Origin of the sequence: Holdemania filiformis DSM 12042, assembly GCF_000157995.1 — a bacterium.
GTDB classification, from domain to species: Bacteria; Bacillota_I; Bacilli_A; order Erysipelotrichales; family Erysipelotrichaceae; genus Holdemania; species Holdemania filiformis.
The window spans coordinates 2,931-12,737 of record NZ_GG657558.1 but is presented as its reverse complement, the minus strand read 5'-3'; the positions used below and the strand labels follow the sequence as shown (position 1 = coordinate 12,737).

The 9,807-nt window shown below is 51.3% G+C and carries 12 protein-coding genes, 1 pseudogene and 1 riboswitch; of the genes and pseudogenes, 8 read left to right on the top strand and 5 right to left on the bottom strand.

Annotation, left to right across the window (positions count from 1 at the left end; genetic code table 11):
* A pseudogene (locus HOLDEFILI_RS20265) lies at positions 1 to 115 on the top strand (3-deoxy-7-phosphoheptulonate synthase); the annotation flags it as partial.
* A gap of 128 nt (positions 116 to 243) precedes the next feature.
* Here HOLDEFILI_RS20265 and HOLDEFILI_RS10880 read toward each other — a convergent pair.
* On the bottom strand, positions 244 to 519 hold the full coding sequence (locus HOLDEFILI_RS10880; RefSeq protein ID WP_050766966.1) for a helix-turn-helix domain-containing protein: 276 nt from the start codon (positions 517 to 519) through the stop codon (positions 244 to 246).
* Positions 520 to 637: 118 nt separating this feature from the next.
* Positions 638 to 1,543 (bottom strand): carbohydrate kinase family protein, encoded by a 906-nt coding sequence (locus HOLDEFILI_RS10875; protein ID WP_006059731.1) that lies wholly within the window; start codon positions 1,541 to 1,543, stop codon positions 638 to 640.
* Positions 1,544 to 1,808: 265 nt separating this feature from the next.
* Between HOLDEFILI_RS10875 and HOLDEFILI_RS10870 the strand changes: the two genes are divergently transcribed.
* From HOLDEFILI_RS10870 to HOLDEFILI_RS10850, 5 genes are all read left to right on the top strand, one after another.
* Positions 1,809 to 2,390 (top strand): DUF1836 domain-containing protein, encoded by a 582-nt coding sequence (locus HOLDEFILI_RS10870; RefSeq protein WP_006059729.1) that lies wholly within the window; start codon positions 1,809 to 1,811, stop codon positions 2,388 to 2,390.
* Positions 2,387 to 3,331, top strand: coding sequence for a carbohydrate kinase family protein (locus HOLDEFILI_RS10865; protein WP_006059728.1), 945 nt, complete (start codon positions 2,387 to 2,389; stop codon positions 3,329 to 3,331). The genes HOLDEFILI_RS10870 and HOLDEFILI_RS10865 overlap by 4 nt, the downstream gene beginning before the upstream one ends.
* A 76-nt stretch (positions 3,332 to 3,407) precedes the next feature.
* Positions 3,408 to 4,916: a YjjI family glycine radical enzyme gene (locus HOLDEFILI_RS10860; protein ID WP_039864806.1), complete on the top strand. Its 1,509-nt coding sequence runs from the start codon at positions 3,408 to 3,410 to the stop codon at positions 4,914 to 4,916.
* Entirely contained in the window at positions 4,913 to 5,749 is an 837-nt protein-coding gene (locus HOLDEFILI_RS10855; RefSeq protein WP_006059726.1) for a YjjW family glycine radical enzyme activase, read from the top strand. The genes HOLDEFILI_RS10860 and HOLDEFILI_RS10855 overlap by 4 nt, the downstream gene beginning before the upstream one ends.
* A 135-nt stretch (positions 5,750 to 5,884) precedes the next feature.
* Positions 5,885 to 6,715, top strand: a complete 831-nt coding sequence (locus tag HOLDEFILI_RS10850; RefSeq protein ID WP_006059724.1) for an AAC(3) family N-acetyltransferase — start codon at positions 5,885 to 5,887, stop codon at positions 6,713 to 6,715.
* A gap of 198 nt (positions 6,716 to 6,913) precedes the next feature.
* Here HOLDEFILI_RS10850 and HOLDEFILI_RS10845 read toward each other — a convergent pair whose 3' ends face one another.
* On the bottom strand, positions 6,914 to 7,384 hold the full coding sequence (locus tag HOLDEFILI_RS10845) for a GAF domain-containing protein (protein ID WP_006059723.1): 471 nt from the start codon (positions 7,382 to 7,384) through the stop codon (positions 6,914 to 6,916).
* Positions 7,385 to 7,464: 80 nt separating this feature from the next.
* A riboswitch (TPP riboswitch) is annotated at positions 7,465 to 7,564 on the top strand.
* A gap of 27 nt (positions 7,565 to 7,591) precedes the next feature.
* On the opposite strand from HOLDEFILI_RS10845, the gene HOLDEFILI_RS10840 reads away from it, so the two are divergent.
* Positions 7,592 to 8,101, top strand: a complete 510-nt coding sequence (locus HOLDEFILI_RS10840) for an energy-coupled thiamine transporter ThiT (RefSeq protein ID WP_006059722.1) — start codon at positions 7,592 to 7,594, stop codon at positions 8,099 to 8,101.
* Between the two features lie 143 nt (positions 8,102 to 8,244).
* Here HOLDEFILI_RS10840 and HOLDEFILI_RS10835 read toward each other — a convergent pair whose 3' ends face one another.
* On the bottom strand, positions 8,245 to 8,562 hold the full coding sequence (locus HOLDEFILI_RS10835) for a spore coat protein (RefSeq protein ID WP_006059721.1): 318 nt from the start codon (positions 8,560 to 8,562) through the stop codon (positions 8,245 to 8,247).
* Positions 8,559 to 8,771, bottom strand: a complete 213-nt coding sequence (locus HOLDEFILI_RS10830; RefSeq protein ID WP_039864804.1) for a hypothetical protein — start codon at positions 8,769 to 8,771, stop codon at positions 8,559 to 8,561. Before HOLDEFILI_RS10830 ends, HOLDEFILI_RS10835 begins: the two co-directional genes overlap by 4 nt.
* 158 nt (positions 8,772 to 8,929) lie before the next feature.
* Between HOLDEFILI_RS10830 and HOLDEFILI_RS10825 the strand changes: the two genes are divergently transcribed.
* The gene (locus HOLDEFILI_RS10825; protein WP_006059719.1) at positions 8,930 to 9,490 is read left to right on the top strand and encodes a DUF402 domain-containing protein; all 561 of its coding nucleotides are present in this window, start codon (positions 8,930 to 8,932) and stop codon (positions 9,488 to 9,490) included.
* Positions 9,491 to 9,807: the final 317 nt, after the last annotated feature.

Below are 9,807 nucleotides of genomic sequence, written 5' to 3'. Positions count from 1 at the left end.
TGCCTGCCCGGAATGTGCGTGGAGCGACGGGGCGCAGTCGCTGAAGCCGGCGAAGTTCGCCTCTCTGATCGAAAAGGGCCGTGCGATTGCCAAGGTTATCGGCCGGGAATTGTAAGACCCGGCAGTCCGGCAAAAAGAAAAGCCGTTATCCAATAAATTGAGAATAGTCAAAACTAAAAATAAGTCTGAAAAGAAAAGCTGTTTCCCGAACCATCCGAAGACTGGATCAGGAAGCAGCTTTTTCTATTTCTTTTCTTTATTTTTTTCCTTCGGCGTCGGCTTGGTTTTCAGTTCCATAAAATCGTCCGTGTCGAAGAACTCCGCCAGGGTAATTCCCAATCCGTCGCACAGCCGTTTAATCGTGGCGATCGTCGGGGAACTCGTTTCCCGATTCATCAGATTATTGACCGTCGACTGAGTCATGCCGCTGATCTGAGACAGCTGGTAGAGGGACATTCCCTGTTCTTTGGCCAGCGCCTGAATTCTGAGCTTAATCGTATGGGAAAGCTCGTTGCTCATCTTCATCTCTCCTTTTTCCTATCTTTTAATTCTTCCGTTTTTATTTTACCAGAAAAGCCGCGCGGTGGACAGCTTTTCTCACGCGAAATCATACGGAAATCCCAAGTTAACAGGAAATTTAGGCATCCTGCAGCAGCTGCAGGATCTCTTTTAAGCCGCCTTCGGCATGCGGCCCCAGCGTCATGGCTGTCAACGCTCCGCACGCGGAAGCGATCCACATGCATTCAGCGAGAGGTTTTCCCTGCAGGACCGATGCGGCATACCCTGCGAAAAAAGCGTCGCCGGCGCCGTTGGAATCCGCCAGCTTAATCGGCAGAGCCGGGAAGCTTTGCGTTTGTTCCGGTTGGATCAGCTGCGCGCCCCGCGAACCGCAGGTCACGACGACGGCCCGCATGCGGTATTGGAAATAAGCCGTCAGCGGCCGGCCCAGCGTCTGTTCCAGAAGTCTCTGCTCCTCTTCGTTAACCTTCAGGTGCGTGCATAAGCGCATCGCTTTTTCAAACAGGTCCGGATCGATCTGATCGCATAAAGGTCCCGGATCGAAGAATATTTCCCGGTCGGCGCCGAAGGTGTGCAGATATGCGACGGCATTTTCACTGTCTGTTCCATAGATCAGATACAGTCCCGTCAGGCAGCAGGCGCGGTAATTCAACGCCGGAATCCGTGCCGGATCAAATATTCCTTCGCAGCCGCGGTAGGTCATAAATGTTCGTTCCTTCTGATCATCCAACAGGATCATGCAGAAACCCGTCTTTTGATCCTCGATCACAAACAGTCCGTCCGCCGGCAGTTCATTGCGGTGAAAAAAAGCCTGGACTTTTTCGATCGACTCCGCGCCGACTGCGGAATATAAAACCGGGTCCAATCCGAATTTTTTTAAGGTGAACGCGGCGTTGATCGGACAGCCGCCAATCCGTTCAAACGTATCCTGAATCAGCGTATCCTGGCCCTTGACAGGAAACTGGCTCAGCAGGCAGTACCGGTCCAGACACAGTCCGCCCAACATTAATACAGGGTTCTCCATGGTTGATTTCCTCGCTTTATTTTTACCATAACGGATATATTATAGTGAACTCAGCCTTGAAAGTCCATCGAACCCGGGTGGAAAACGACGAAATTTGTAACCAACCGGCCGCCGTTCTATGATAAAATGAAGATGTCGAAAACCCGCGGCCTTTCCGGCTTGCTTTTTCTTCCGGTTGCGCCGTCAGGGATTTTCACCTTCTTGTTTCCGCTGCTTTTGACCAAGGAAGAAGTGCGGAAGACGAAATAAAGAGCGAGGTCAACAAATGAAACAATCTGAACAGGAAATGAAAGAGTGGGCGCAGCAGCTCAACGCCGTCCATCTTCCCCGGTGGGAGGAACTGCCGGATATCGACTTGTATATGGATCAGGTCATGACGCTGATGGACCGGTATCTGGATTTACTTCTGGGCCGGAGTCACGAAAAGATCATCACCCCGGCCATGGTCAACAATTACGTCAAGCTGAATCTGATTCCGGCGCCGCATAAGAAGCAATACAACCGCGTGCATCTGGCCTATCTGGTCGCCATCACCATTCTCAAGCAGGTTGTGACGATCAAGGAGGTCCGCGTCGGTATTTTGTACCAGGCTCATCTGAGCGGCACGCGCAACGCGTATAACCTGTTTTGTACGCAGCAGGAATACGAATTGAAGAAAGCGGCCGCGGAAATTGATCCGCAGCTGGCGCTCGAAGCGCCGCCGGAACAGATTTCCTTTGATAATCTGGCACTGAAAATGGCGTCCGGAGCGTTCGCCCAGAAAATTGTCGCGGAGAAAGCGGTTGCGCTGCAGGAGCGGGAATTAAAGCAAATGCAGGAAGAACATAACCGCAGTCTGCAGAAATGAGCCGCTTTGTCGTCATCGGCGGGGCCAACGTCGATATCATGGGAATTGCCGATCATCCGCTGCGCCCGCAGGATTCCAATCCGGGAACGATCCGGACCATGCTGGGCGGCGTCGGCCGCAATCTGGCGGAAAATCTGGCGCGGTTAGGTGAGAACGTCAGTCTGGTCAGTGTGGTCGGCGACGACAGTTTCGGCCGCTGGATCCTCGAACAGGGACAGGCGTGCGGCGTAGACATGCGCTGGGTTCAATCCCTTCCGGATCAGCGAACCTCGGCCTTTCTGGCGATTCTGGATCCTGATCACGATTTGCACAGCGCGATTGCGGACATGACGATTCTTAACCAACTCGATCAAGCTTGTCTGCGCCCGGTGCTGAATTCGCTTCAACCCGAGGATTTGTTGATCTGGGATACCAATCTGAATCCTGAACTGATCCACTGGATTGCCGATCAGGCCCCCTGTCCGCTGGCCATGGATCCGCTCAGCGCGTCCAAAAGTGAAAAAGCCCGGCCGGTTCTGAATCGGCTGACCTATTTCAAGCCGAACCGGGCGGAAGCGGAACGGCTGTGCGGATTTGCGATTCCAACGCCTGCAGAGATCCGCGCCGCGCTGGATTGGTTCGCGGAGCAGGGCGTTGAGGAAACCGTGCTCTCGCTGGGCGCGCAGGGAACGGCGGTCGGAATGGGACAACAGCGGCTTCTGATGACGCTCGATCCGCTTGAACCGGTCAACACGACCGGTGCGGGCGACTGCTTCTTTGCGGTCTATGTTTCCTTACGCACCCAAGGCGCTTCGATTGCGGACGCGGCGGAATGCGCGGCGGCCGGGGCGGCGCTGACCTTAAGCGATCCGCTGTCCGTCAGCCCCTTGCTGAACCGGCAGGCGCTCACGCTATGGCGCAGCCGGCTGCATTGCCGCTGGCTGGATCTGAACCAGGTTTAACCTTCTCTTTCGATATTCTGCGGCCTGACCGCAAGCGAAATCCAATTTTAATAAAGAAAGAAAAAGGAGAACGATGATGGAAGAAGTATTGAATATTATTTGTGACGAAACTTTGACTTACCAACAACAGCTGCTTGCCCTGGCTCGTCTGGCGGAAAACATGGACGACACGCTGCAGCGGTCCCCGGAGTATCTTCAGGGTGAGCGCGAAGGCATTTTCTGCGATCTTGGCGAAGGTCTGGCACCCTACCGTCCGCGCTATATTTGTCCGGATTATAAGCAGCTGATGGAAAAGGGTTCCCCGTTTCTCGGTCTGACGCCGCCGCAGGATCTGTTGGAAGCGACCAACGCTTTGCTGATCATGTACCATCATGTGCCTTCGATCACCTCGTTTCCAGTGTATCTGGGCAATCTCGATGAGCTGCTGGAGCCGTTTGTTTTGAAAGAAACGCCGCAGCGGGCAAAACAGATTCTGAAGATGTTTCTGCTGCACATCGACCGCACGCTGACCGATTCCTTTGTGCATGCCGATCTCGGGCCGCAGGCGAGCCGCACCGGCGAATTGATTCTGGAGCTGACGGAAGAAATGCAGTGTGCGATGCCGAATCTGACGTTGAAATACGATTCGCAGCAGACCAGCGACGATTTTCTGAAACGCTGCGCGCTGTGCATGCTGAAAACTGCCAAGCCGTCGTTTGCCAACCACGCGATGTTTACGCGCGAATGGGGCGAGAACTACGCGATCGCTTCCTGCTACAATGGCCTGAAGGTCGGCGGAGGCGGGTTCACGCTGCCGCGGATCCGGCTGTATGAATGCTCGCTGAAGGCGAAGGATCCGCAGGATTTCCTGGATAACGTGCTGCCGCGCTATGTGCAGATCATGTTGGAAATGATGGAAGACCGGATCCGTTTCATCGTCGAAACCAGTGCGTTCTTCAAAGCCAATTTCTTAGTTACCGAAGGCTTTGTCAAGCTTGAGAATTTCACCGGGATGTTCGGCATGGTCGGGCTGGCGGAATGCGTTAACCATCTGTTGGGGATCGAGGATCCGCGGCGCGGTTATGGCAACAACGTTCAGGCGGATGATCTGGGCGTCAAGATTTTACAACGCTTAAGCGATTTGGTGGCGGGTTTTACCTCGGCCTATTGCGATGGTACCGATCACCACTTCCGCCTGCACGCGCAGGTTGGGATCGATTCCGACGGCCGCGAGAACTCTCCGGGCGCGCGGATTCCGGTCGGTGCGGAACCCGGCATGCTGAAACAGATTCAGCACGCAGCCCGGATGCACGGCTTTTTCCCGACCGGGATTGGCGATATCTTTAAATTTGAGGAAACGTGGCTGAACACTCCGGAAGCTCTAGGCGATATCATCAAAGGCGCAATGGCGAGCGGAATGCGCTATTTCTCCGGCTATCTTGAGAATAACGACGTCGTCCGCGTGACCGGCTATCTGGTTAAGAAAAGCGAACTGGCGAAGCTCGATCAGCACAAGCAGTCGCTGAATAATGTCAGCATTTTCGGTCAGGGAGCCCGTGATAAAGGCAATGCGCTCGACCGCCGGGTGGAAAAGCGGGAACAATGAAGGCGCTGATCAATCGGATCATTCCCTTTTCCAACGTCGACGGTCCCGGCAACCGCTGCGCGATCTTTTTCCAAGGCTGTCCGCTGCACTGCGCGTATTGCCACAATCCGGAAACCTGGCGGATCTGCGATCATTGCGGCCAGTGCGTCGCCGGCTGTCCGGCCGGAGCGCTGACTTTGCATGCAGGGAAAGTCGTGTGGGAGGAAAGCCGCTGCGTGGGCTGCGATCAATGCATCCATGTCTGTCCCCATCATGCTTCGTGCAAGGTCAGCGAGCTGACGCCGGAAGCGTTATTGGATCGGGTTGCGGAAACCTTCCCGTTTATTCAGGGGATTACGGTCAGCGGCGGGGAATGTATGCTTTACGCCGATTTTCTGACGGAATTCTTCCGTCTTGTCAAGGCGGCCGGGAAAACCTGCCTGATCGATTCCAATGGAATCCTTGATTTTAGGCAATATCCCGAGCTGCTGCAGCTGTGCGACGGCGTTATGCTTGATATGAAAGCGATCGACGACGACTTTCATCGTCAGCTCACCGGCGCGTCCAACCGCCCGGTGCTTGATAATCTGACGATGCTGCTTGAGGCCGGTAAGCTGGGAGAAGTCCGCACGGTGCTGCTGCCTGAATTTTCTGAACAAAATCAGAAGACCGTGCGGGGGGTTAATGAAAGGCTGCAGGGGAAAATCCGCTACAAACTGCTGCGCTACCGGCCCTTTGGGGTATGCGAGGAAGGACTGCGATTCTGCGGCCGGACGATCACGCCGCTGGAAGAAGCCCAGCGTCTGGCGCAGGCGGAAAGTGACCGCGGTTTTCATAATTGTGTCGTCATTTGAACAAAATTCCGCTGTTCTTTGTCGAATTGATGAAAGGAAGTCCGTAAGGGCTTCCTTTTTGTCGGCTGCCCTCTTTATAAAACGTGCGCTTGCGTGATATAATAAGAAAGCAAGTCAACGAAGGAGAATGGCCGGATGAAAACACCACAAAAAGCGATATCACAGCTGATAACGCAGAAGGAAATTTTAGAAGAGCTTAAAGAACTTGGCGTCGGCGCCGGCATGATCCTGGAAGTTCATGCGTCGCTCAGTGCGTTCGGTTATGTCTGCGGCGGTGCGCAAACCGTCGTTAACGCTTTGATCGAAGCGGTCGGGTATTCCGGTACGCTTTTGATGGCGATGCAATGTTCGGACAACACCGAACCTTCGGCCTGGGAAAATCCGCCGATCGAACGACATTTGATCAAAGCCGTGCGCGAACAAATGCCGGCGTTTAATAAAAAAGAATCAGATACCCGGGGGATGGGAGCGATCGTTGAGAATCTGCGGCGGCGCGAGGGAATCGTGATTTCCCATCATCCCAACTGCGCTTATGTCGCCTGGGGCAAATACGCAAAGCTGCTCTGCAATCATCAATCGCTGCATTTTCCACTGTCGGAGGAATCCCCGGCCGCTCGGCTATATGAGCTGAAAGGTTCCGTGCTGTTGATGGGCGTCGATTACACTCGCTGCACAGCGCTGCATTTAGCGGAATACCGCAGCGAAATCCGGCCGGTGATCCTGCGCGGCGCAGCCGTAGAGCTGGAAGGCAAGCGGATGTGGAAGAAATATCTGGATCTGGATATCGACAGTGAAATATTCAATAAGGCCGGTAAACGGCTGGAAGAAAAAGGCTTCGTTAAAAAAGGAAAGGCCGGCATGGCCGATCTGAAGCTTTTCAAAGCCGACGCCGCGATTGATGAAGCGGTTCGCTATTTTGCTAAGGAACACCCGTACGCCCGTTATCTCCAGCCGACGCTCTTTTAAAGAAGAAAGAATCAAGCGATTTCTATCCAAGCAAGATGATGAAAGTCTGGAAGCACAGAAAATCATAGAAGTAAAAACATAAAAAACAGCGGGATAAGCACCGCTGTTTTTAAATGCTCGGATAATTACAGTTATTGATCCAATACTTTTTAAATTCTATTTTCACCTCGAATTTGGGAACGCCAGGAACCGAATCGATTAGTCAAGAGCGAATAATTCACCGATCCAGGCGCCCAGCTCGCGCAGGACGGCTTCCTCCACCGACCCGAAACGGTCGGGAATCGGAGCGTCGATATCCAGAACGCCGACGACTTCGGACTGATATACCAGCGGTACGACGATTTCACTGCGGCTGGCTTCATCACAGGCAATATGACCGGGAAACTGATGGACGTCACGAACGACTAAACATTCATTTTTCTGTGCGGCGGTTCCGCATACACCTTTGCCTAAGGCGATATGCGTGCAGGCCGGTTTTCCCTGAAAGGGGCCCAGGACCAATTCGCCTTGTTTCATCAGATAGAATCCAGCCCAGTTGATCCTGGGCATACTCTGCATGATCAGCGCGCTGAGATTAGCCAGGCAGCAGATCCGATCCGTTTCTCCAGAACATAAGGCTTTGGCGTTATCCAGCAACGTATCTAGGTCTGTTGTTAAATTCTCATTCATCCCATTTTCCTCCGTTTTCTTTATTTTACAAGAATCGTCATAAAAAAGGAACGCTTCAGTTTAGATTGTGCTATAATAAGATCCGTGAACAGGGGAGCAAATGCTGAGATCCAACGATGGAACAAACCCTTATCACCTGATCTAGGTAAAACTAGCGTAGGGAGTTTACTGATTTTCCTTACGCCTCACACTTGGAGGTGTTTTTTTATGAAATGGACAACCAAAGATCTCGTCTACATGGCGCTGTACGCTGCGTTATTTATCGTACTCGACGTCGCCGTCAACACGCTCGGAATTCTTCAGATGCCCAACGGCGGTTCGCTTGGCGTCTCAGTGATTCCGCTGTTAATGGCCAGCTATCATTTGGGCTGGCAGAAAGGCACGGTCGTTGCCGTCCTTTCGATTCTGCTGCAGTATGTCACCGGTCCGATGTATACTCCGGATCTGGTCGGCTTTCTGCTCGACTATTTCTTCGCCTTTTCCGTTTACGGACTGGCGAGCCTGTTTCCTAATTACAAATGGTTTTATTCCGGCGTGCTTGTCACCAACCTTGTCCGGCTGATCTCCAGCACGCTGTCTGGAATCCTTGTTTGGGAAACGGCGCCGTGGGCTTCGTTGGTCTACAATGCGACTTACATGATTCCGACGGCGATCCTGTGTCTGGTTCTGCTGCCGTTGGTCATGCCGCGCATCAAACCGTTGATGAATAAGAAATAAAGTCCTGTCTGCAATTAGATCAGAATCGAAAAACTCAGCAATCAGCCGCTTTGATTACAAAAAAACCGCAGAATTTGAGCGCTCGCAGGCTTCTCAAATCAGCGGTTTTTCTTTATTTTCAATAAGGGAGAGAATAGAGAAATTCAGCTCAGCTGACTTTCTTCTGATTTAAAGGTTTGATGCTTTGTGTCGATTTTCTGGGCTTGTTCTTTTTCCAGCTTATACCAGCCCTTTTCAAACATCAGATCGTAATTTTTTCGCTGCAGCTGGCTGCTTTCCTGAAATAAGCTGAAGAGCTTGGTATAAAGCTCGTTGTTGCTGGCTTCCTGACAAGCTAAGGAATACATGTAGGTAATATGCTTGATCGAGATCAACAAATCATTCAGCCGGTCGCGGTCATTAAAACGTTTCTCGTCGGGTAAAATCTCAGATTTTGGATTCATGACTTCCTGACTGTTCATTCGTTGACACTTCCTTTCAATTCATCGGTCAGAATGGAATACTGACTTTTCAGGGTTTCGTAGTAGTGAGCGGCAAAGTCGCTGACTTGCGTATCTTCGATCTTCTGGCTGTAAGCCTCTGCTTTCTTGGCTGTGGTCAGCAGCGTTTCTAACAGGTCTGCCAGATAAGAACAGTCTTTCGGTGAAAGCATTTTTGGCGGTGTTTTCATCATCCAGCCTCCTTTCTGCTGACAGTATGGGCAGGGCGGAAAGATTTATGCGGATCGAACCGAAGGATCAATCCGACGGGATTCCCCTCTTTTCGTCCAGACTAAAAAGAGGTATAATAAAAAAGATTTTGTAAAAACAAGAAATGAGGTGAATCAACATGCTGCCTGAGGTGGGATCACAAGTCTACATTCAGAGTTTCAAGCATGATGGTTCGCTGCATCGGACATGGGCCAAGGGCTTCGTCATTGAAGCTGGACCGCGCCGGGTGATTGCCGTAACCAATAAAACATGGGTCACCGAGGCTGACGGCCGCCGTTGGTTTACACGGGAACCAGCGATTTGCTTCTTTTATCCTGATCATTGGTACAACGTGATCACGATGATTCGGAAAACCGGCATCTATTATTACTGTAATCTCGCTTCTCCAAGTTTATATGACGGCGAGGCGATCAAGAATATTGATTATGATTTAGATGTAAAGCTGTTTCCGGACGGAAGAATTGAAATTTTGGATGAAGACGAGTATGAGCAGCATGGCCGCGAAATGGGATACAGCGAACCGCTGAAGCACGCCGTGGAAAAAGAAATGGACGTGCTGATCGGCAAGATCAAACGAAAAGAATCACCATTCAATCAAAAGGAAATTGAATGTCTGTACCACGAATATTTGGAACTGCTGCATGCAACGCTGCAGAATCCTGATCGGGAGAAGCTTTGAACTGATAAGGTCAGTTCAGAGTTTTTTTTGTTTGAGACCATGACGATGGGCGTGAATTAGAAAGGGGGGAGAGATTATAAAGAATTGAGAAGATAAGAAAACGAGATGAAAAAAGAGGGGAGAACATCATTTTAGAAGAATCTAGGATCAGAGGAAATGAAACGTATTTAACTGAGGGAAGCTAAGTGGTTATAATTGAAGGAAAATATTGAAATAAGAATATCAGAAAGGATGAATAAATTGAGAAAGAGGGGGAACGTTGAAAAACAGAGAGACGGATAAAAGATTAAAAAGCCTTTAAATAAAGGAGAAAACAT

Excerpts from the sequence above, each read along its gene's own strand:
- HOLDEFILI_RS10880 (WP_050766966.1), bottom strand. The coding sequence starts at position 519 with ATGAGCAACGAGCTTTCCCATACGATTAAGCTCAGAATTCAGGCGCTG.
- HOLDEFILI_RS10875 (WP_006059731.1), bottom strand. The coding sequence starts at position 1,543 with ATGGAGAACCCTGTATTAATGTTGGGCGGACTGTGTCTGGACCGGTAC.
- HOLDEFILI_RS10870 (WP_006059729.1), top strand. The coding sequence starts at position 1,809 with ATGAAACAATCTGAACAGGAAATGAAAGAGTGGGCGCAGCAGCTCAAC.
- HOLDEFILI_RS10865 (WP_006059728.1), top strand. The coding sequence starts at position 2,387 with ATGAGCCGCTTTGTCGTCATCGGCGGGGCCAACGTCGATATCATGGGA.
- HOLDEFILI_RS10860 (WP_039864806.1), top strand. The coding sequence starts at position 3,408 with ATGGAAGAAGTATTGAATATTATTTGTGACGAAACTTTGACTTACCAA.
- HOLDEFILI_RS10855 (WP_006059726.1), top strand. The coding sequence starts at position 4,913 with ATGAAGGCGCTGATCAATCGGATCATTCCCTTTTCCAACGTCGACGGT.
- HOLDEFILI_RS10850 (WP_006059724.1), top strand. The coding sequence starts at position 5,885 with ATGAAAACACCACAAAAAGCGATATCACAGCTGATAACGCAGAAGGAA.
- HOLDEFILI_RS10845 (WP_006059723.1), bottom strand. The coding sequence starts at position 7,384 with ATGAATGAGAATTTAACAACAGACCTAGATACGTTGCTGGATAACGCC.
- HOLDEFILI_RS10840 (WP_006059722.1), top strand. The coding sequence starts at position 7,592 with ATGAAATGGACAACCAAAGATCTCGTCTACATGGCGCTGTACGCTGCG.
- HOLDEFILI_RS10835 (WP_006059721.1), bottom strand. The coding sequence starts at position 8,562 with ATGAACAGTCAGGAAGTCATGAATCCAAAATCTGAGATTTTACCCGAC.
- HOLDEFILI_RS10830 (WP_039864804.1), bottom strand. The coding sequence starts at position 8,771 with ATGAAAACACCGCCAAAAATGCTTTCACCGAAAGACTGTTCTTATCTG.
- HOLDEFILI_RS10825 (WP_006059719.1), top strand. The coding sequence starts at position 8,930 with ATGCTGCCTGAGGTGGGATCACAAGTCTACATTCAGAGTTTCAAGCAT.